The 21,597-nt window shown below is 39.7% G+C and carries 20 protein-coding genes and 1 pseudogene; 8 read left to right on the top strand and 13 right to left on the bottom strand.

Annotated features, from left to right (window positions below):
• The 3 genes from E0E16_RS13900 to E0E16_RS04580 all read right to left on the bottom strand — a co-directional run.
• Positions 1–320, bottom strand: a 320-nt coding sequence (locus tag E0E16_RS13900; RefSeq protein ID WP_181951318.1) for a hypothetical protein, incomplete at its 3' end; no start/stop codon positions are given.
• 127 nt (positions 321–447) lie between these two features.
• Positions 448–1,437: a glycosyltransferase family 2 protein gene (locus E0E16_RS04585; RefSeq protein ID WP_130829192.1), complete on the bottom strand. Its 990-nt coding sequence runs from the start codon at positions 1,435–1,437 to the stop codon at positions 448–450.
• Entirely contained in the window at positions 1,424–2,920 is a 1,497-nt protein-coding gene (locus tag E0E16_RS04580; protein WP_130829190.1) for an oligosaccharide flippase family protein, read from the bottom strand. Before E0E16_RS04580 ends, E0E16_RS04585 begins: the two co-directional genes overlap by 14 nt.
• A gap of 54 nt (positions 2,921–2,974) precedes the next feature.
• Here E0E16_RS04580 and E0E16_RS04575 point away from each other — a divergent pair, with 54 nt between their 5' ends.
• The 4 genes from E0E16_RS04575 to E0E16_RS04560 are packed head-to-tail and all read left to right on the top strand — an operon-like array spanning position 2,975 to position 6,209.
• Positions 2,975–3,865 carry a glycosyltransferase family 2 protein gene (locus E0E16_RS04575; protein ID WP_130829188.1) on the top strand — a complete coding sequence of 297 codons (891 nt, stop codon included), beginning with the start codon at positions 2,975–2,977 and terminating at the stop codon, positions 3,863–3,865.
• Positions 3,820–4,800: a glycosyltransferase family 2 protein gene (locus tag E0E16_RS04570; RefSeq protein ID WP_130829186.1), complete on the top strand. Its 981-nt coding sequence runs from the start codon at positions 3,820–3,822 to the stop codon at positions 4,798–4,800. The genes E0E16_RS04575 and E0E16_RS04570 overlap by 46 nt, the downstream gene beginning before the upstream one ends.
• A complete protein-coding gene (locus E0E16_RS04565; protein WP_130829183.1) occupies positions 4,797–5,909 on the top strand; it encodes a glycosyltransferase family protein in 1,113 nt (370 codons plus the stop codon). Before E0E16_RS04570 ends, E0E16_RS04565 begins: the two co-directional genes overlap by 4 nt.
• 6 nt (positions 5,910–5,915) lie before the next feature.
• Positions 5,916–6,209, top strand: coding sequence for a hypothetical protein (locus tag E0E16_RS04560; RefSeq protein WP_130829181.1), 294 nt, complete (start codon positions 5,916–5,918; stop codon positions 6,207–6,209).
• 93 nt (positions 6,210–6,302) lie between these two features.
• Here the strand turns inward: E0E16_RS04560 and nudC are convergent, their stop codons facing one another.
• From nudC to E0E16_RS04540, 4 genes are all read right to left on the bottom strand, one after another.
• Positions 6,303–7,070, bottom strand: coding sequence for an NAD(+) diphosphatase (nudC, locus tag E0E16_RS04555; protein ID WP_130829740.1), 768 nt, complete (start codon positions 7,068–7,070; stop codon positions 6,303–6,305).
• 29 nt (positions 7,071–7,099) lie between these two features.
• Positions 7,100–8,854: a bifunctional metallophosphatase/5'-nucleotidase gene (locus E0E16_RS04550; protein WP_130829179.1), complete on the bottom strand. Its 1,755-nt coding sequence runs from the start codon at positions 8,852–8,854 to the stop codon at positions 7,100–7,102.
• Positions 8,855–8,929: 75 nt separating this feature from the next.
• Positions 8,930–10,207, bottom strand: coding sequence for a type IX secretion system plug protein (locus E0E16_RS04545; protein WP_130829177.1), 1,278 nt, complete (start codon positions 10,205–10,207; stop codon positions 8,930–8,932).
• 13 nt (positions 10,208–10,220) lie between these two features.
• Positions 10,221–10,661 carry a hypothetical protein gene (locus tag E0E16_RS04540; protein WP_130829174.1) on the bottom strand — a complete coding sequence of 147 codons (441 nt, stop codon included), beginning with the start codon at positions 10,659–10,661 and terminating at the stop codon, positions 10,221–10,223.
• Positions 10,662–10,876: 215 nt separating this feature from the next.
• Here E0E16_RS04540 and galE point away from each other — a divergent pair, with 215 nt between their 5' ends.
• Positions 10,877–11,914 carry a UDP-glucose 4-epimerase GalE gene (gene galE, locus E0E16_RS04535; RefSeq protein ID WP_130829172.1) on the top strand — a complete coding sequence of 346 codons (1,038 nt, stop codon included), beginning with the start codon at positions 10,877–10,879 and terminating at the stop codon, positions 11,912–11,914.
• 65 nt (positions 11,915–11,979) lie between these two features.
• On the opposite strand, the gene kdsB is transcribed toward galE, so the two are convergent.
• From kdsB to E0E16_RS04520, 3 genes are all read right to left on the bottom strand, one after another.
• Positions 11,980–12,732 carry a 3-deoxy-manno-octulosonate cytidylyltransferase gene (kdsB, locus tag E0E16_RS04530; protein ID WP_130829170.1) on the bottom strand — a complete coding sequence of 251 codons (753 nt, stop codon included), beginning with the start codon at positions 12,730–12,732 and terminating at the stop codon, positions 11,980–11,982.
• 460 nt (positions 12,733–13,192) lie between these two features.
• A complete protein-coding gene (locus E0E16_RS04525; RefSeq protein ID WP_130829168.1) occupies positions 13,193–14,764 on the bottom strand; it encodes an Rne/Rng family ribonuclease in 1,572 nt (523 codons plus the stop codon).
• Positions 14,765–15,029: 265 nt separating this feature from the next.
• The gene (locus tag E0E16_RS04520; RefSeq protein ID WP_130829165.1) at positions 15,030–15,308 is read right to left on the bottom strand and encodes an HU family DNA-binding protein; all 279 of its coding nucleotides are present in this window, start codon (positions 15,306–15,308) and stop codon (positions 15,030–15,032) included.
• Positions 15,309–15,751: 443 nt separating this feature from the next.
• Here E0E16_RS04520 and coaW point away from each other — a divergent pair, with 443 nt between their 5' ends.
• Positions 15,752–16,588, top strand: a complete 837-nt coding sequence (coaW, locus tag E0E16_RS04515; protein WP_130829163.1) for a type II pantothenate kinase — start codon at positions 15,752–15,754, stop codon at positions 16,586–16,588.
• Positions 16,585–18,063: a sodium:solute symporter gene (locus tag E0E16_RS04510; protein ID WP_130829161.1), complete on the top strand. Its 1,479-nt coding sequence runs from the start codon at positions 16,585–16,587 to the stop codon at positions 18,061–18,063. Before coaW ends, E0E16_RS04510 begins: the two co-directional genes overlap by 4 nt.
• A gap of 60 nt (positions 18,064–18,123) precedes the next feature.
• Here the strand turns inward: E0E16_RS04510 and E0E16_RS04505 are convergent, their stop codons facing one another.
• Positions 18,124–18,678 (bottom strand): glutathione peroxidase, encoded by a 555-nt coding sequence (locus tag E0E16_RS04505; protein WP_130829158.1) that lies wholly within the window; start codon positions 18,676–18,678, stop codon positions 18,124–18,126.
• 246 nt (positions 18,679–18,924) lie between these two features.
• On the opposite strand from E0E16_RS04505, the gene E0E16_RS04500 reads away from it, so the two are divergent.
• The gene (locus tag E0E16_RS04500; protein WP_130829156.1) at positions 18,925–19,788 is read left to right on the top strand and encodes a hypothetical protein; all 864 of its coding nucleotides are present in this window, start codon (positions 18,925–18,927) and stop codon (positions 19,786–19,788) included.
• A 743-nt stretch (positions 19,789–20,531) separates the two neighbouring features.
• Here E0E16_RS04500 and E0E16_RS04495 read toward each other — a convergent pair.
• Together E0E16_RS04495 and E0E16_RS13495 are read right to left on the bottom strand one after the other, a co-directional pair.
• Positions 20,532–21,377 carry an IS3 family transposase gene (locus tag E0E16_RS04495; RefSeq protein WP_025878265.1) on the bottom strand — a complete coding sequence of 282 codons (846 nt, stop codon included), beginning with the start codon at positions 21,375–21,377 and terminating at the stop codon, positions 20,532–20,534.
• A gap of 32 nt (positions 21,378–21,409) precedes the next feature.
• Positions 21,410–21,597, bottom strand: a pseudogene (locus E0E16_RS13495) (hypothetical protein); the annotation flags it as partial.

The following is a 21,597-nucleotide window of genomic DNA, read 5'->3' as shown; positions in this document are numbered from 1 at the left end:
ATGAGTTTCTCATAGGCACGGCTGCGCATCTTCTCCAAAGACAATGCGTGTTGGAGGTTCACTATCTTCTGGCGCAATATCTCATTGTCTGTCAAATTCGTTTCTTTATGAGCCATACGATACCTCTGGATTACTTCCGAGGGCAAAGATAACGATTTTGAATCAACGGGCCAACGTTTCAGCCATTGGAACATTGAACCACTAGACACATTCCACTTACGCAATATGGACGCTTGAGAAGCACCGCTAGAATAATAATCGATTAACACTTGCAGCTTGAACGAATACGAAAATTCGCGCGGGGTTTTACGTTTTGTCATAATTTCTTACTTTTTTTATAGTCAGAATTGTGACAAGCTAAATCCGTATAAGACATATGAAAAACTTATTGTATTTATTTCTTAATGACCAATTTGGATTAATCTGCATTTTGGCGAAATATGAACATTAGTGTGTGTTTTTTCCCATCCATCCTCTTAACGTGAAATATATTTCTTCCTGCAATCTGAAAACCCACCATGAAAGTCTTAAAGGCATATAACCGAATTTTCGAGTGAGCCGTTTATCTAATCGTTTTTGCTCAATGTTGTGCCATGTTTTGTGAATGAGTTTTAGTCCTTCGGCAGCAGATTGCTTTGGCAGTTCGTTTCGATGCACAAAATAGAACATGTAGGTTCCAATCAAAATTCTCCATCTAACGTTTTCGTATAGGTTGATAATGTCTTCTGAAACATTTAATTGTAAAAGTTGTCGTTTCATGCTTTCATTTGCTCTCAGGTAGTCGAATCTCTTTCCATTTATACAATGTGTTACCGATGAAGCATGCTGTCGATAATAGTATTTCCCATCGGATAATCTTACTTCTCGAGATGCCAAATAATGTAGCCTTGTTATATTCTCGTCGCTGTATGTTCTACACGTTTCGTCGTATGGATATTTTAGATGTATCTCCCTGCGCACGGCATAAATACCATGAATTTCCCATGTTAGGCTTGCCACGAAAGCGTCATATCCGCTCATCACCTCGAATGTTTCCATAGGGAATTGTTCTTGCCGTTCTTCGTTGTAGTAGTAGATTGCATTGAAGAGAACAGAATCGGTGGAGGGATGTTTTTCATATATCCGCCAAATCTTTTCCAGCGCATTCTCTGCTAACCAGTCGTCACTATCCACGAAACAGATGATTTCACCATTTGCCCTTTTCAAACCTTCGTTTCGTGCGTGAGCTATTCCTTGATTTTCGGATAGGCAAATTAGTTTGATGCGTTCGTCTTTTTCCGCATAATCTTTTAATATTCGAACGGAATCATCTGTAGATGCGTCATCTATGCAGATGATTTCAATCTGTTTTAATGTTTGCCCAAGCAAAGAGTTAAGGCATGTGCTTAAGTATTTCCCGGTATTATAAACTGCTATGAGTACACTAATTTTCACCATAATGTTTCATATAGGATTTTATTCTTGTTGTTAAAGAATTCCATAAACTTGTCTTGGTTTTCAAGATGCTTATCGTTGTCGCTCCACTTATGAGTGCTAACATAATTCCCACCCCCCAATATAAAATGACATTTTGCAGTTTGGTGCAGAAAAACACCAAGATGCCGATAGGGATTTGCACCATCGAATACAATAGAATGTTATTGCCGGGCTTGTATTTGTATTTTATTCGGGCATAGATGAGTACAATAATGAAATCGACAATGCCGGCAGCGGTAATTCCCCAACCGGTTCCCGCTAATCCATAATGATTGAAGAATAAGATGACCAAAGCGACAATCAAAACATCGTATATGGTTTCCAAGAGAAGATAAGATATAGAGTCGCCTTTTGCCAGTGGTATGTATTGGATGGGAAGTTTCAGAGCGCGAAAGTACATAGCAATTACGATGGCTTGAGCCATTCCCAATGTCGGAATGAACTTGCCCGAATATAACAGTGGTATTAGTATGGGTAGGCAGAGCGAGAAAACTACCAAGAGTGGCGAGATGAGCAACAAGGTTACTTCAATTTGTCTGCTGACTATCCTGTTAAAAGTGAAAGTGTGCTTTACCGCACCAGATAGTCTGGGGAAAAAATCTGTTTCCAAAGAAGCAAATATTAATCCCACATACGTCATTGACATCATGTAGCCGGCATTGTATAATCCTACAGTTTCAATGTTCGCTACATTATTAATATAACTGCGAATTAAGAAATCTGCTCCGGATCCGAAGATGCCTGCAAGCACGAATGCCAGTCCTAACCGGATAATGTTAAATCCTTTGCGCATAAATCCCCATTTAAGATGTAACTTTAAGGGATAGAGTCGGTAGGAATAGCCTATGGTTAGAACCAACTGTATGAAAGCAATCAATACCAATGAAGGAACAATGGCGACCTCGTGAAAAAAATAATATAGAGGAACTGTGGTGGTTAGCGCGCCAAGAACGTTATAAACGGAAATCACTGCCAATGATTTTAGTTCTCTCAAGCCTTTTAATATGGCTAACTCTCCTCCGGTGATTGCCAATAGAGCCACGATGGGTGAAAGCAATATGAAATGGAAGGTATGACCGTCCCAAGAAAAAGTAAACTTGCTTAGAAAAGGACTGAGCAAAACGCAAATTATCATTCCCATAATTCCGGCTGCAAAACTCAAGCTGCGTACCAGTTTGATGTGCTCTTCGAGCAATTCCTTGTTGCCCGAATCCAAGTCTTCGGAAATGTTTTTGATTGCGCTGATGGATATTCCGAAGTTGGTAGAATCGCTTACCAATTTTATGGTGGAGTTAAAAAGCGATATCAAACCAACTCCATTGGGTCCCAATATCATGGCTACTAACTTGTTACGTACTATTCCTACGAGAATGTTCAAACCCTGAACACCTCCGAAGAGCCCGGTGTAACGAAGAATGTGATTGTAGCTTTCCGTTTTTTTCATTTTTAATCTAACGTAAGTAAAATGTTTTTATTATTTTTGCATCTGAGATATTTCATGAGACTAAGTATTATTATACCCATATTCAATGTTGAAGAAACGCTGGAAAGATGTTTGGAAAGCGTTTTAAGGCAATCATTTCAAAACTATGAAGTGATATTGATAGATGATGGGTCAAAAGATAATTCGAGAGAGATAGCCAAACAATTCATGAAATCAGACGATAGGTTTTCTCTTATCAGTCAATCCAATCAAGGTCTGTCGGCTGCGAGGAATGTGGGGCTGGAGCTTGCGAAGGGAGAATATGTTACGTTTATCGACTCGGATGATTTCATAGATGAGAACTTGTATGAACGTCTGATGCTTGTCTTAGAGAAACATCCCGAATATGATTTCTTGGAATATTCGGTGAAAGAACGTTACGGTTCACCACATTCTACCTACCTCATGCTAAAGGATAGGGAATATCGAGACATGGACGTGTATTGGCTCGAAAGCAAGGCTTACTGTCATACTTATGCTTGTAATAAAATATACAAGAGAGAGCTATTTTCTGAAGTCAGATTTCCAATAGGCAAAAACTTTGAAGATGTTTTCACCCTTCCGCTTCTTTTGAAGCGTTGCAAAGTAGTGGCAACAACATCGCTTGGAACCTATTATTATTGTTACAATCCAAACGGTATCACAGGAACAGCCAAGGGAAGAGATCTGAATAACCTTTTGCAGGCACATCTGCAATATCTTCGGGATGGAAACAAAACTGACGCGACTTACTATGCACATATATTGAACATTCAACTTGATGTGTTTGAAGCCACCAATTCAGCCCCCATTATCCCTATATTACCCTATCACGATACCCTAAAATTAAAATTGCTTCATTTAATCGGAATAAAGAATTTATGCAGACTAAATCGGTTTATACACAGAATATCAAAAAACCATTAATAAGTTTTATCATCACTTATCACAATGAGCCACTTGAGATGCTGCAAGAATGTCTTCAAAGCATTTTAAGTTTGACCCTTACTCGGGATGAACGCGAGATTATTATCGTGGATGACGGCTCGGATGAATCACCATTGGAGGCTTTGAGAGATGTAAGAAACGATATTCTCTACATTCGTCAAAATTCTCAGGGATTAAGCATGGCTCGCAATCAAGGCATTGATATTTCGAAAGGGGAGTTTATACAATTCGTGGATGCTGACGATTTCCTTGTCATTAGCCAATATGAGAATTGTCTCGACCTTGTCCGCTTCAATAGTCCGGATATGGTGCTTTTCAACTCAACAAGTACTGCCAATGAGAAATCTCCATTCTCGTATTCCGATCCTGTATCAGGCGCAGAGTACATGCGTCATAACAATCTGAGAGCATCGGTGTGTGGGTATATTTTCCGTAAGTCTTTGCTTTTGAGTTTGAGGTTTACGAAGAACCTGACCCATGAAGATGAGGAGTTCACGCCCAAACTGTTCTTGCGTGCCGAAACGGTTTTCGATACGAATGCCAATGCTTATTTTTATCGTATCCGAACGGATTCCATCATGCATAGGAGAGATGAAACATGGATAAGAAAACGACTGGCAGACCAAGAAAAGATAATCAGGGAACTCTATCTTCATTCCGAATTGCTCACAAGTGGCGATAGGCTTGCTCTCCAGCGCAGGGTGATACAATTGACAATGGATTATATTTATAACATCATCGTTCTTACTCATGATAAGGAATGCTTAAACGAGGCGATTGATAAACTGTCAAGGCTCGGTCTGTTCCCATTACCTGATAAGGACTATACGCGGAAATATAAAATCTTCCGGAAATTGGCAAACAACAAGTTGGGAAGGGATGTGCTGATGATTTTATTGAAGGGGAAGTCATGAGAATACTCTTACTGGGTGAGTTTAGCAATGTGCATTGGACATTGGCCGAGGGGCTTCGCACGTTAGGACATGAAGTAATGGTCGTGTCGAATGGGGACTTTTGGAAGGACTATCCTCGGGACATCGATGTTTCAAGAAAAGAGGGCAAATTGGGTGGCGTCTTATTAATTGCCAAGTTGTTAAAACTGCTTCCCCGATTTCGGAATTACGATATTGTGCAACTCATTAACCCAATGTTTTTTGAATTGAAAGCCAAACACATATTTCTGATTTATAAGTATCTGCGCAAACACAACAAATGCGTTGTACTTGCTGCTTTTGGGATGGATTATTATTGGGTTAGCACTTGTTCCGGTTCTATGCCATTACGTTACAGCGATTTCAACATCGGAAAGCGATTGCGCACTAACTACGATGCCGTGAAAGAACGGAAGGATTGGATGGGAACCGAGAAAGAAAACCTCAATAAATTTATCGCAGAGGATTGCGATCAAGTCGTAGCGGGACTTTACGAATATTGGGTTTGCTATCATCCACTGTTTCCCCGGAAAACCACTTTTATCCCATTTCCCATTTACACGGCGGATAAGCCCTTTACCCCTCATCGGGCAAACGATAAGTTGAAAATCTTTATCGGCATCAGTAGGCATCGGTCGGAATATAAGGGGACGGATATCATGCTGAAGGCTGCACAAGATATTCAGAAACAATATCCTGACAAGTTGGAACTTAAACTGGCGAATGGTGTCCCTTTCAATGAATACGTTGGCTTGATGCAAGGCTGCGATGCCATAATGGATCAGCTTTACAGTTATACGCCATCAATGAATCCGCTTGAGGCAATGAGTAGAGGTATAATATGTGTCGGTGGGGGAGAGCCGGAAAACTATGAGATTATCCATGAGAAGATACTCCATCCAATCATCAATGTAGAACCAGATTATGAAAGTTGTCGAGCGGCTTTGGAACGGCTTTTATCCTATTCTCATGAGGAGATAGTCTCGCTCCAAATCGATAGTATCGCCTATGTTAAGAAACATCACGACCATATAAAAGTAGCACGGCAATATGAAAAGCTATACAATAAATTGCTTGCTAAAAATAATTAAAAAAGCATGAGTTGGATAAAGAAATATAAATGCCTATCTTGTGGCTACGAGGCTTGCGTCTATGAGGGTAAAGGATTCATGGGACAAAGCATTGAGGCGGTGGTTTGCAATGGTTGCCACAATCTTGTTCCTTTGGTCGTAGGGGGAGTTATCGGCGATGCCGCCCCTTCCTTTCGCTCTCTTACCGGAAGGATTTGCTTGAAATGCGGATCTGACGATATGAAAAAATGGGATGGACATACTTGTCCACAATGTAAAGGAAATATGGTGGATACAGGCGAAAGAGAGTTTTGGAGCTAATATTTCGCGATCATTTCAAATCCGTTTTCCTTGTACATTTACAATAGAAATTTTCAAGGGACGGCTAATTACCGATTTGGGGATATGGTGCAGTTATCCTTCTAACCAATTGTCAATTAACTTTCGAGCAATAGAAAGTTTTTCCGGAAGATTGGGGAGGTTATCTTTCTTAAACCATCCACCTTTTGATAATTCGCTTTTCTGTATTTTTATTTCCCCTGCATCGTAGTCGGCATTAAATCCTACCATCATGCCACACGGATAAGGCCACGGTTGCGAGCAGAAATAGGTCAAGTTCTTTATGCTGAGTCCCGTTTCTTCCATTACCTCACGATGAACAGCTTCTTCCAATGTTTCACCCGTTTCAACGAAGCCGGCAACAAGTCCATAAAAGTCTGTTTTGAAATTTTTCGCATGAACGAGTAATACTTCATCGTTTCGCCGTATCAAGACTATAACTGCCGTTGATATCTGTGGCCAAATTTCTTTTCCACAGTTTGTACAGAGTTTGGAGATGTTAGAATTGAATTTCATGGGAGCGCCACAAGCACCACAGAATTTTGTATTTTGATTCCAATAAAGCAGCTCATGACATTTGCCGGCTATCAAGTATAATTCGCGAGATAATTTGTAATAGCTCGACCTCAATCCACACATTTCCAGCTTAGGGTTGCCGGTTATGGGTGTATCTATATTTACAGCTTTTACTTTGACGCCCGATGAGGTCTCTGCAACATCCATGATTTTAGACCATCTGTGCAGTGATACCGGTGCTTCTTCGGATAGAGGAATAGTATATCCTTTATCGTCTTTTTTCAATACGATATCCGATTTACAGAAAACAAACCAATAATACTTCATATCCCCAATAGAATTATTTTCGATGGAGTTTATTCCCCAAACAGCAATTCCTTGTCTCTTTCCGCAGCTGCTTTCGTCCATTTGGTGGGAACAAACTTCCAATTATTCAGTGGCTTTGGATTCATTATCTTGGCTTTTTCTATTTCCTTGATGAGATAGTAGCGTTGATCCAATTCACTTCTCCAAATTATCCTTCCCTTCAATGAGTCTTGAGGAATCCCTGCTCCCTTTGTCAGAAGTTCTCCGCCCCCATTTCCTCTATAGCTGTTCACGGCAACCTTATACGATTTTTTTTCGTCGAAGGGCTGTCCGTTGCTCATTCTCAGTATCTTGACTTTTTCTCCGGAAGGCTTTGTAACATCCACCTCATAATCGATTCCTGCCGCCGAATCAAAGTTAAATGAGAAATTCTTGAATCCCAATCGCTGCGCGTCAGATTTTGTGTCAGCCAGCAAGAGTAAATGATCGTCAGGAGATTTCATGGTATTTACCCAAAGCGAATAACTCATTTCCAAATGCTTCCTTATCTCTTCTCCGGTCAGTCGCATGACGTAAAGTTGGTTTTCATATTTGTAAAGCTGAAACATATCTCCCACCGTGATGGGGCCGGCTTTGATGGATGAGTTGAATTGCAAAGGCGCGTTGAAGGCTATGTCTGCATTTGTTATCTTCAGTTCTAGGCTTAAAATTAAATCGTTGAAAGCGGAACTACCGAAATAGCAATCTTTTGAATAGATGGTATGCGTAAATGTTCCTATTTCTCTTTCCGTCCATGCTTTCACGTCGTTGATATTGGATTGAAAATAGTTGATGAATTGTTCATCTACCGGTATGTCGGAAACATCAACGATTTCTCCCTCTTTTTTTATCACCTTATAGTTCTTGTTTCCCTTTGTTTTCTCACCTGAAGCCCTCAATGTGATAGTAGCCACTGCCACTTTCTTGGCGTTATTTGCCGGATCAAGGCAAATCACCTTCTTTCCATCGCGGTTAGTAATTGCCATATTCCTTGGCGTGTGGTCATGACCAAAGAAAACGACATCAAATCCGGGCACTTGTTCTGCCACGATTTTTGAGGCATCTTCTAAGTAGTCGGGGGCTTGTATTCCTCCATCCCATCCGGAATGGAATAAGCCCACAATGATGTCAGGACTTTCTTTTGCTTTGACTGTTTCCATCGTTTTCCTTGCCGAGCTTACCATATCCTCGAAATGAAGCCCATGCCATAGTCGTTCTTCCAACCAGTTTGGAATGGCAGGTGTTAGCAATCCTATCACCGCGACCTTTATCCCATTTTCTTTCTTTATAATATAATACGGCATTAAGTAGGATTGTTTGGTTTTCGTGTCAATTACATTTGCTCCGACAACAGGGCATTTCAATTCTCTTATCCATTTATCATAGACGGCATGCCCCGTTTCCACATCATGATTACCTATTGTTGCAACGTCATAATTCATATAATTCATGACACTTGCTGCTATGTTCTCTTCTTCCGTTTTGATATAGTTGTAATAATAAACAACCGGTTGTCCCTGAAGAATGTCCCCATTATCCAATAAATATATGTTGTCTTCTTTCCATTGTTTACGCAGACCATTCAGATAGGTTGATACACGAGCCAATGACCCTTGTGTGTTCTTGCGTTTGATGAAGTCGTATGGGAAGAAAGCTCCATGTACGTCGCTTGTTTCCACCAGTTTGATGGTTATTTCTTTGTTTTGTGCGAAGCTGTCTGTGCCTAAAAAAAAGATTGCCATAAAAGCGAAATAAAATCTATACATTTTTATAATATCTTTAAATCATTTACAAAGATACAAATATAAATGGGGAGCGTGCCATTTAGTTGAACAGAATATTTAATATATTGAGCGATTTGCTTCTCTTCCCTTGAACTGAACCGTTCTATAGCTTACGAGTTTGTCGGTTCGTCCGCCCTCTTCACGGTAATAAATCAGTACTTGATAAGAGTTCTCTGTTTGGTAGAAACATCCCTCTGATGGCAGAACACTTATTTCTCCATTAACGTTCATCAATAGATATTGATAACTGTAATAGCCCAATTTTAGCGGAAAAGATAATTCGTACATTCGTGTCGAATCATTGTAAACGAGTTTGTAGTCATCCGTGAATGCTCCGTGTGTCCAATCTCCGTTTACATAGATGTTCCCATTGACTCGCTCCCGACAATCTAACGTAAAATGCACAATCATGTAATCACTTTCCGTTTGAACCGCTATGTTGTCGGAGTTGCGAATGAGAAACGCTCCGTTTGCATCCTCATCATAAACATAGTTTTGTCGTGGGGTGGAAATAAAAGGATAAGCATGGAAACTTTCTCCATCCCAGCTTATTCGCTCTATTCCCATTGTGGATACGTCGGTAGATAAAATCTCGAATTTTCTATATTCGTTACCTGCTTCGAAAATGAAATCTTGATTATGATTCCACTTTAATCCGTCGCTCATGACATATTGTGGTTTACTATTCCATCGTGCTGTTTCCCATCGTTTATTTTGTAAGATAACGGTTTGAATTTGCATGTTCGGATTGGTTACCTTATAGTTGCCGTATTTTAGTTCCATCTCCACTTGCTGATGTTTTTGATTTATCGTCAAATCGGTATTTGTCGTAACGGTCAATCCTACCTTCATGCACCTTTCTGCAGGCTCAACAATCATAAAATAAGCCCGGAGAACTTCCCGATGATAATCATCAAACACCTTTAAGACATAATTACCCGATATCAGAGGGCGACAACTCTTGTTGGGTATCGTTACCCGATAATGTGTGTAAATAGTATTGGTCAGCGTAGATTCTTTTATATCGTCGATGATATTATCATTTGCAAACCCTTCTATGTAGTCGCTTTCGAAGAGTTGTGAGGAAGGTCTCCAGTTGGCTTCGCAATGCTCCACTTTATATGTGTATCTGTGATATTCGTGCGTTAAATCATCGAAATCGACCGACAAAAATCCATTTCCCAATTCCAAAACCGGCATAGATTGCCAATCCCCATTTGCCACTACCTGCAATGAACGGATATCTGGGCTAAAAACCTGATGCCGCTGTGCAGATAATGTTGTGCGACAGAGAATTAAAAAACAGAGAAAAAAGCTAATCTTTCCGATGTTCATCCGTGTCTTACTTCTATTCCTTTATTAAGTTGTTCATAAATTCGTTCAACTCTTCATCCAATCCCGGCATTAAGTCGCCCCCGATGATTATGGTATCATCATCCGCCAAGTATAATTCTGCAATGGTTTCTCCTTCTTCATCCTCAAGCACGAAACCATAAGGTTTTATAATCCCAAGATTGTCTATGTCAGCTTTCAGCCTCATAAGTTCTTGGCGTAGAAGCATGACGACCTTGTCCTCGAAGTCGGTATCTTTATTTTCTATCCATTCATCAATTACACATCGAGTTATTTCCACTCCGTCATCATCGAACGCCATCAAATCTCCATTGTCGGGAGATACTCGAAGATGCAGATCTGTCATGAGGCAAGAGTCATCAGTACTTGGAAACTTTTGAGTGAGTTTCCTGAGGAAACGCTCAATTTGCTGTTGTGTTTTCACTTTTACAGTCATAGCTTAATGTTTCTTGAATAGATTACCGAGCAAAGTTAATAAAAGTTTTCATACAATGGCGCAATATAAATTTGTTTTTTTGTTATTTTCATCTTATTTTATCGGAATAGCCACTTTTTTATTATTACCTTTGCAAAGAATCGGACGACTTGTCGGATTCAATTAAAAATATCACCAACTCAATTTGCGCAATCGCGTTAATAATGAACAATACAATGAAACAAACTATTTTAGTTACCGGGGGTACTGGCTTTATAGGCTCTCACACAACGGTGGAATTGTTGGAAGCAGGGTATGATGTTGTCATAGCTGACAATCTTTCCAACTCAAAAATTGAAGTCCTCGATGGAATAGAGAAAATAACCGGCAAACGTCCGGATTTCGAAAAGGTGAACCTTGAGGATAAAAATGCCACGGAACAAATATTCCGAAAATATCCCGATATTCAAGGTATCATACATTTCGCGGCATCAAAAGCCGTGGGAGAAAGCGTGCAAAAACCATTGATGTACTATCGTAACAACATCGTTTCATTGCTGAATCTTTTAGAATTGATGCCGAAATACGACGTAAAAGGCATTATCTTCTCCAGTTCCTGCACCGTTTATGGGCAACCTGAACCTAAGAATCTCCCGGTTACCGAAGAGGCGCCACACCAAAAAGCCACTTCGCCTTATGGTAATACCAAAGAAATAAATGAGCAGATTATATTTGATTATATTCATAGTGGCGCAAAGATTAAAAGTGTTATATTACGTTATTTTAATCCTATCGGAGCACATCCATCGGCGTTGATAGGCGAACTCCCTAACGGCGTGCCCAACAACCTGATACCTTACGTTACGCAAACTGCCATGGGCATTCGGGAACAACTTACCATTTTCGGCAATGATTATGAAACAGAGGATGGAACCTGTATCCGCGACTATATCTATGTGGTAGATCTTGCCAAAGCTCATGTAGCAGCCATGGCAAGAGTGTTGGATAAGAAAACAAAGCCGGTGGAATACTTCAACATTGGAACTGGAAGCGGCAATTCAACGCTTGAAATAGTGAAAACCTTCGAGAAAGCTACGGGCATAAAGCTGAACTGGAAGTTCGGCCCCCGAAGAGAAGGCGACATTGAAAAGATTTGGGGCGATTGCACGAAAGCCAACCAAGTGTTGGGTTGGAAAGCCGACACGCCACTTGACGACGTGCTTGCCAGTGCGTGGAAGTGGCAGAAAAAGCTGCGTGAGGACGGCGTGATGTAAATACTCCGAGTAATATTCGATCAAAAAGCGTCGAGAGCGGAAGAATTCCCGACGCTTTTCCCACTTTAGCCGTTTAAGAGCTGTTTTTTCAAGAAAGCCTCGGCACGCTTCAAGTCGTCCGGTGTGTCGATTCCCACCGTTTCCTCATCGGTGAATCCAACCTTGATTCTGTATCCGTTTTGCAACCATCTTAGTTGTTCCAATCCTTCAGCAAGCTCCAACGAGGATTGTTGCAACCGAGTAATTTCCTCGAGTACCGGAACGCGATAACCGTAAAGTCCGATATGCTTTAAGAATGGATAGTGCTCAAGCCACTCTTTTTCCTCTTTGTTTCGTATGTAAGGTGCTAACGCTCTCGTGAAATACATCGCAAAGGATTGATTGTCCAAGATGATTTTCGGCGAGTTTGGGTTCTTTGCCGCCTCCAATGTATCAAATCGTTTGCCGAGTGTTGCTATTTGTGTGTCGGCATCTTCAAAACATGCAATGAGAGCTTTTATTTGTGAGGGTTGAATGAATGGTTCATCGCCCTGTATGTTGATGACTACGTCATAATCTTCATCGACCTTCTTGAGTGCTTCGGCTATTCTGTCCGTTCCGCTCTGATGGTCTGAACGGGTCATGACGACATTAGCTCCAAAGCGTTTTGTTGCATCGAAAATGCGCTGATCGTCTGTTGCTACATATACATTGTCGAGCACTTTATTTACTTGCTCCACCACTCTTTCGATTACGAATTTTCCTCCCAACTTAGCCAGTGGTTTACCCGGAAAGCGGGTTGAGGCAAAGCGTGCGGGTATGATTCCTATTATTTTCATTGGTGTTATTTTAAATTGAAGGCAAAGATACTATTTCTTTTGCGATTTGCAAAGTTGTCAAGGAAAAAGTGAGCCGCGAATGTTCATTTTCGATAGAGTAATGTAATCCTATCAAAAAAGACAGTTTTTACGTGAATAATTCCACCCATCTCCACGAAATTATATTACAAAAACCGTATCATTGATACGTTTCATAATCTATTGATAATCAGAATGATAATAATTGTGATTTAAAAGGTAAGCTTTTGTACTCCAATTCATGACCTTCTGCATTGCAAAAGGTAAGCTTTTACGGAGCGAAAGCTAAGCTTTGGATAGACGAATGAAGAAAATATAGGACATTATTGAATTTTTCCCATATCGCCGAGAAAAAAGTAGGAAGTAAACCACTTTGTTTACTTCCTACTCTGATTAACCACATAGACTCCTTCATTATCTTTTGATGACGATAAGTATTATCTTATGATTTGTCATTGATTTCCTTCATGTCTAAAAATTGTTGCTTCTCATCGAAGAATTCGTATTGTAAAAAGCCCAATTTCTGTGAAGGAATGATACGCACGCCAAATCCATATTTCATTTGCCATTTGCGTTTTAGGGAAATTACTCCTTGATTAATATACGCTGCAACATACGGATGTACATGCAAATAGAATTTCTTGATACCAATCTTATTGACAAGTCTGTCAATTTTACGTTCCAGTTGATCCGTAAAAAGAATACTTGACCTTATTTTTCCGGTGCCAAAGCATGTAGGACAATTCTCGTCCACATCCACATCCATCACCGGACGCACGCGCTGCCGAGTTATTTGCATGAGACCAAATTTGCTTAGTGGCAATATGTTGTGGCGGGAACGGTCTTTTTGCATCGCCTTACACATGCGTTCATATAGCAGCTGACGATCTTCAGCAAGATTCATATCGATAAAATCCACTACGATGATGCCACCCATATCTCTTAGTCTGAGTTGTCTGGCTAATTCGTCAGCTGCCCCCAAATTGGTGTCAAGCGCGTTTTGTTCTTGTCCTTTCTCTTTTGCGCGATTGCCACTATTAACGTCAACGACATGCATGGCTTCCGTATGCTCTATAATCAAATAGCACCCATGTCCATAGTTAATAGTTTTTCCGAAACTCGATTTGATTTGTCTTGTTACATCGAAATTGTCGAAAATCGGTAATTTGCCGGTGTATTTTTTTACTATGTTTGCCTTTTCAGGGGCTATGAGAGAAACATAGTGTTTTACAGCTGTGCAAATTTCTTCATCGTTAACATAAATATTTTCATAGGTAGCGTTGAAAAGGTCTCGAAGCATGGCTACTGCACGTCCCGTTTCCTCGAAAATGAGTTGAGGACGCTCTTGCGTCTTTTGAACTTTGGTGATGGCTTCATTCCATCTGGTTAGAAGAATTTTCATTTCGGCATCAAGTTCCGCTACGCGTTTTCCCTGTGCCACTGTTCTAACGATAACTCCAAAGTTTTTTGGGCGTATGCTTTGAATGAGTTGCTTTAGCCTTGCTCTCTCTTCTCCGCTTTTAATTTTCGATGAAACATTAACTTTATCCCCGAATGGAATAAGCACCAAGTATCTCCCTGCAAAAGATATTTCTCCCGTAAGGCGAGGTCCTTTGGTGGATATGGGTTCTTTAACTATTTGTACCATCACCTCTTGTCCGACTTGCAATGTATTTTGTATGCTACCATCTTTTTTTAAGTCGGGTAGATGACTGGCTTTCTGTATGGGGTAAAGTTTTTTACGGTCGCTTTGCACCTGTTTGAGGTACTTCGCAAAAGAATCGAATTGGCTTCCTAAATCAAGATAATGAAGAAATGCATCGCGTTCATAACCTACATCTACAAAGCAAGCATTTAAGCCCGGCATAAGTTTTTTAACTTTAGCCACGTAGATGTTTCCCACCGAAAAATTTGCTTCTCTCGGTTCGCGCTGATATTCCACCAAACGCTTATCCTCAAGTAGTGCTATGGAAATCTCTTTCGGTTGGGCATCAATAATAACTTCGCTTGTCATTTTCTTCTGTTTATTATAAGTAGTCTTTACTTATATGTAAAAACGAGACTTGTCGTCGCACTCCCAGGGAAAGGAGTCCTTTGCGATGACATGCCCCGTTATGTTTGAAAGAGCTTAAGTGCTTTCTGCCCTGGGGCTTACTTGCTCTTGTGTCTGTTCTTTCTTAATCTCTTCTTACGCTTGTGCGTAGCCATCTTATGTCCCTTTTTTTTCTTTCCGTTTGGCATAATTCTTAATTTTAAAATGTTATTTTATACTTTGTTGATTATTTCTTCATGTCTTCGATAAAAGTTCTGGCAGGTTTAAAACTTGGGAAGTTATGTGCCGGGATCGTAATCGTCGTGTTTTTTGAGATATTACGAGCCGTTTTCTCTGCACGATGCTTCACGATAAAACTTCCAAAACCACGAAGGTACACATTCTCTTTCCTATCTAACAAACTGTTTTTGATAGCGTCCATAAAAGATTCTACAACTGCCGACACGTCCTTCTTCGCGATGCCCGTTGATGCTGCAATCTCTGTGATGATATCTGCTTTTGTCATTGTTTATATATGCTTTAATATTATATATTTTCCATAACCTTTTCTAACGGACTGCAAAGATACTCATTTTCAGATAAATACGGAAATGTTTTTACTATTTTTTTCTAAAAAACGTTTTTGCGATGGCGTCGTAGAGTCAATACGCCAAAAATTTCTCAATAATTTCGCTCGTGCTGCTTAAAGTACAAAGATAAATGCTATCTTTGTGTACGTCAAGGTCCATACGATTCTCATAAGCCCTGCATTTGAACATTATTATTTTTTTGCCAAAGATAATACAAATTGTGATTTAGAGCACGCATTTAGGACAAAGAATTTATGTTGGTCTTGACACTTTTCCGTAAAAAGGGAAGGGAATTCAGGGATTTATTTTCCTTTTTTATTCCTACTGACTTATATATCGCGATTTTTATGTAAATTTGCGCTATAAATTAATATTAATTATGAAGATTGCTATTGGTATAGATGTTGGTATTTCAACAACTAAAATTGTAGGCTTGTCGGATGGTAAAATAGTAAAACCGCTACGAATAACGGCAACAGACCCGGTAACTTCTCTATATGGTGCATTTGGGAAATATCTTTATGACAACCAGATAGAATTGTTTGATGTTGAGAAAGTTATGATAACCGGTGTAGGTTCTGCTTATATCAATAAGCCCGTTTATGGTTTGCCCACAGAGAAAGCCGATGAGTTTCTCGCCGATGGTTTGGGAGCACGCTTTGAGTCGCGGCTGGATCGGATGATTGTAGTATCGATGGGAACAGGAACCTCTCTTGTGCAGTGTGACGGAGATAAAATTAATCATATAGGAGGAATAGGTATTGGTGGAGGAACTTTGAACGGACTGTCGCGTTTGTTGTTGAACACAGATGATATCAAACATATTTCTGATTTAGCGATAAAAGGGGATATCTCGAATATTAACTTACAGATTGGTGATATTTCCGCAAATCCTCTACCGGGGTTGCCGATGGACGCGACTGCTTCCCTTTTCGCAAATGCGCAAGGAAACACGAGCAGAGAAGATATTGCTTTGGGCTTAATCTGCCTTGTGCTTCAATCCATTGGGTCGGCAACTATCTTGAGCGCGCTTAATAGTGGTATAAAGGATTTTGTAATGATTGGAAATCTTACTCTGCTTCCACAATGTAAAATTCTGTTCCCTTTGATGGAAAAGCTTTACGGAGTGAATTTCGTAATTCCCAAATACTCGGAATTTTGTACCGCGATTGGAGCTGCACTTCAATCTGGAATAAAGTTTGAGAAAAACCAATGATGATAATAGCAACCATACTTGCTTATTTCTCCATTCTTCTTTTATTGAGCAAGTTTGCTTCAAAGAGAAGTAATAATGAAGTCTTCTTTAGAGCAAACCGTAAGTCGCCTTGGTATTTGGTCTCCTTTGGAATGATTGGTGCCAGCATATCCGGTGTTACTTTTGTAAGTGTTCCCGGAATGGTAATTAATCAAAATATGACCTATGCCCAGACTTGTATGGGATTTATAGTTGGGTATGTTATTGTAGCTTTTGTCTTATTGCCGTTGTGCTATAAAATGAATCTCATCACTATTTATTCCTACCTAAAGAAGAGGATGGGAAAGCGGAGTTACAAGACCGGTGCGTCATTCTTTCTAATATCTAAAATGACAGGAGCCGCAGTGCGATTTTATGTTGTCTGCATGATACTTCAGCGATTCGTTTTTGATGCCCTTCACATTCCTTTTTTTGTTACTGTCATCGTTTTGGTCATCTCGATATGGCTTTATACTCGTAAAAGTGGTATGAAGACATTGGTTTTTACCGACACTTTCCAAACATTCTGTATGTTTGTTGCGCTTCTTTTAATTATGTATAAGGTGATTGATGCTTTGGATATGAGTGTTTCAGAAACCCTGAAAATGATAATGGCGGATGAATATTCAAAAATATTTGTATTCGATGATTGGGTGACGAGACAAAATTTTTGGAAACAATTCTTTAGCGGTATCTTTATAGTAATTGTAATGACCGGATTAGATCAGGACATGATGCAGAAGAATATGACATGCAAAAACCTATCTGAAGCACAAAAGAATATGTGTACCTATGGATTGGCTTTTCTTCCTGCCAATCTTCTTTTTCTTGGTTTAGGGGTTCTGCTTATGCATTATTTAGTACGGATGGGACAGCCGATACCTAAAAATCCGGATGAGTTGATGCTGATTCCGGTGGCAGGAGCAATGCTGGGGAAATGGGTTGTCGTGCTTTTTACAATTGGTGTCGTTGCAGCGTGTTTCTCCAGTGCCGATTCTGCTTTAACTGCTTTAACTACCAGCTATTGTGTTGATATTAAGGAACAAGCAGGCAATGAAACTTTGAGAAAAAAGTCGCACATAATGATTGCCATTATTTTTATTCTCTTCATTTTGTTATTTAGGTCTATAAACTCAACAAGCCTTATAGATGCCATCTATATATTGTGTTCTTATACTTATGGACCTTTGCTTGGATTATTTGCATATGGAATGCTTACCCATGAAAACGTAAACGACAAGATAGTTCCTTATATAGCCATCGCAAGTCCGATTTTGTGCTTCCTCCTCGACAATCTTTTCTTGCGGATATGGGATTACAAGTTTGGTTATGAATTACTTATGCTTAATGGGCTAATAACCTTTATTGGTTTATGGCTTACTAAACCGCAAAAACAGGGGGCAAAAACCATCTTGGATTGCTCTAAAAAAAGGAAAGATACACAAAGAAACCTGTGAACTTTCCTTTTTTTCAGTTAGAGTCTATATTACAATAGACAGCTATATTACCAAATAATATTACTCTGCCAAAAGCTTTTCTATTTCCGCTTCGATATGCTCTATTTTTTCAGTAGGTTCGAAACGTGCTACAACCTGTCCTTTTTTATTAATTAAGAACTTGGTGAAATTCCATTTTATTTCGTGGCTTTCCTTGTAGTTTGGATCTGCTTCTGAAAGAATTTTATGCAATACCGGATAGATAGGATGGCTTTCATCCCAACCGGCAAAACCTTTCTGCTCCTTCAAAAACTTGTAGAGCGGTTCTGCCTCTTCACCATTCACCTTAATTTTCTTAAAGCGTGGAAACTCCGTACCATATGTTAGTTTGCAAAACTCATGAATGCTTTCGTCTGTACCGGGAGCCTGCTGTCCAAATTGGTTGCAAGGAAAATCAAGAATTTCAAATCCTTTTGCATGATACTTTTTATAAGTAGCTTCCAGTTCTTCGTATGTTGGAGTAAAACCACACTTTGTAGCTGTGTTTACGATGAGCAAGACCTCGTTAGCATACTCTTTTAGTGAAAAATCACCGCCTTTTCTGTCTTTGACAGTGAAATCATAAACTGTTTTCATCTTCTTTAATTTTGATTAAACGATTATATGTATTATTTGCAAAAATACAACTTTTATTTTTATTTCATTTGAAGTATGTATTAAAAGTATTAAAAATTTATTTGTAAGTTTCCATTTAATATGGGGATTTGCATAAAATAGGGATTTCCCTATAAGTAAATAGAGATTTTATATTAAAAAATGGATGTAAAATGTTTAGTTTTGCCATTAAAAAGTAGAAAAGGAATAATTTAAAATATAAGAGATATGAAAAAACTTAGTATGTTTTTATTTGCATTGGTACTGGTTGCCACCCCATTCATGTTCACAAGTTGTAATGATGATAATGAATATTATCTCAGTCTTGTTGATGAAGCCGTCGATGGCTTCCGGTACGATTTCCCAAAGGGAACTGATTATTATCATGCCTATAACTGGTTCTATTGTAATTACCCGATGGCAACAGACGCCGAGTTCGTTGCGTTCATGACTTCGATAGGTTTTAGTCCAACTCCTTATTGGGATGCGTATAACAATGGGAATTATGGATGGGATAGCAATTATGACAATGAAGTCCCAACCGCTGATCAAAATTTACTTGACGAGGTTCAAATGCTTTGTGGTGAATGGCAAGGTACTATGGTTTACGAATATACTTCAGACAATTCCAAGCAGAGAATACAAGAAACCTATATGGCGAACATGAAGTTCTTTCAATATAATGCGACATCCAATTCTTTGAGTGGAAACGGAGTAGAGGTTGATACCGATGCTGATGGAAATACGCAAACTTTGGATTTTTCGTGGTATGTAGCTATGAATGGAGATATTTACATTAAATACAAATCGGGTACTATTTTCGTTTTGGATGCCAACTCACAAACTGAGGGTTTCCACTTGGGATACGAAAATGAGAGAGGTTATGACACTTTCTTCGGTGTTGCCATTAGTACAAACACGGAAGATGTAATATATATAGACCTAGAACGTCAGGCAACAAATGCCAAAGGGATGTTCTCCAAGACGCGAGCTGCAACCGGCAGATTAGGAAAAAAATCTTTTGGTAAAGCCAAAACAAATAAAGCTGTTTTGTATGAGCAAACGGCCAAGAAACAGCTAAGAACAAGATAGTAGCACCGATATCGCACAAAGAAAAAATCCGTCTATAACAAAAATTAGACGGATTTTTTTTGATTTACAAATTGTTTTCGAACTATTCAAAAATGATTGGTAATGATAAAAAACTCTTGTATAAAAACTGTGCTTTTGCTTAAATCGGTCATTAGAAACTACTTTAGTTCTTTTTCCTAATGACCGCCATTAGGAATATTCAATTATATATGTTTGTTATTCGGCAATTTACTAACTAAAACCCATACGCAATGAATTCATATCAAAACCTGCCTGTCCGGACAAGACAAAAGATAAGCATATTCTTTGTTTAGCCGGGGCGTTAAAAACGCGAAAATCCTTCCCGGCTATATGAGAAAAGTTCAACAGTGTCCTAAATTTTCTTCATTCATCTATTTAAATCTTAGCTTTTGCTTTTCAAAAGGTAAGCTTTTGCAATGTAAAAGGTCATGAATTGTCTTTTCCTGAATTCACTTGTCAGATCTGACGATTTATTTCTGTTTTACTTGTCAAATATTTTCCTGTTTACTGAATGACTTGACATTAACATTATATAGGTTAAATTTGAAGTCAGTGCACTTGTATAAAAGAAGATGGACAACACCTAAGTTCCGTCATATTTTCGGCAAGGTCTTAGGGGGCTCGATGCCCCCTGGGACCTTTGGTGAAGATGGCATAAGACCGTCGTTCGCCATATTTTCGGCGTTCCAAAGATACGTTATATTTTTCTTTTTTGCAAGCATTTATCTCTTTTTCCAAAGATTTCTCCCGGGCTGTTCGCCTCTATAGACATCCATCGGACATTTCATTCCTATGCTCATATGCGGTCGTCTGTTGTTGTAGAAGGCTATTGCCTTGGAGATTTCCATATTGGCCTGGTCATAATCTCGGTACATCTCCTGCTGGTAAATCCACTCAACCTTAAAGGTTCCATTCGTCCTTTCCGCCACAGGATTGTCCGTAGGATTGTACCGTTCTGTCATACTAACCCTGATATGGTGGCACATAAGAGTTTCAACATATAGGTGGCAGGCGTATTGCGAACCTCTGTCAGAGTGGTGTATCGTTCCGCAGAGGTTGCCTCCTCCGGCTGCCTTAACTGCCATTAGCAATGCCTCCTTCGTATTTATAGCCTCCATGGTTTCGGATAAACACCAGCCTATGACAGCATGTGAGTAAACATCCGTAATGAGATGGAGGTACAGGACGTTGCCGTAAATCCAAACGTAGGTTATGTCGGCTGCCCAAATGTGGTTAGCATACATTGCCGTAACACCTTGTACAAGATTAGGATACTTCCTATAAGGATGATTGGAGTCCGTTGTACGTCTTCGCTTGTTCTTGGGAAGCATAAGTCCTTCTGAAGCAAGTAGTTTTAAGAAGGAGTCGCGACCATGAGTAACATCTTCACCTAGCTCCGACTTGAGGAGGACGTGCAGTTTCACACCGCCTATCCCGGGACAGCAGGCACGATAGTAGAGTACATTGTCAACTATCAGTTTACGCCTTTGCCGCTCAGAAATCACAAGCTTGCTGCTTGCGTAATACCACTGGCGTTTCTTGCCAAACAGCCCACAGAGGAATTCCACGGATACACCGGGAAACTCCTCACGCAGCGCCGTTACTGTTTGGCACCATCTTTTTTTAAGATGCTGATACCCTCCTCGGATTCGGCTATCTCTATGAGTTTCTCATAGGCACGGCTGCGCATCTTCTCCAAAGACAATGCGTGTTGGAGGTTCACTATCTTCTGGCGCAATATCTCATTGTCTGTCAAATTCGTTTCTTTATGAGCCATACGATACCTCT

The sequence above is a fragment of the Prevotella rectalis genome (assembly GCF_900607215.1).
Taxonomy (GTDB): Bacteria; Bacteroidota; Bacteroidia; order Bacteroidales; family Bacteroidaceae; genus Prevotella; species Prevotella brunnea.
The sequence above is the reverse complement of the archived record's forward strand: the minus strand, read 5'-3'. Positions and strand labels throughout refer to the sequence as shown.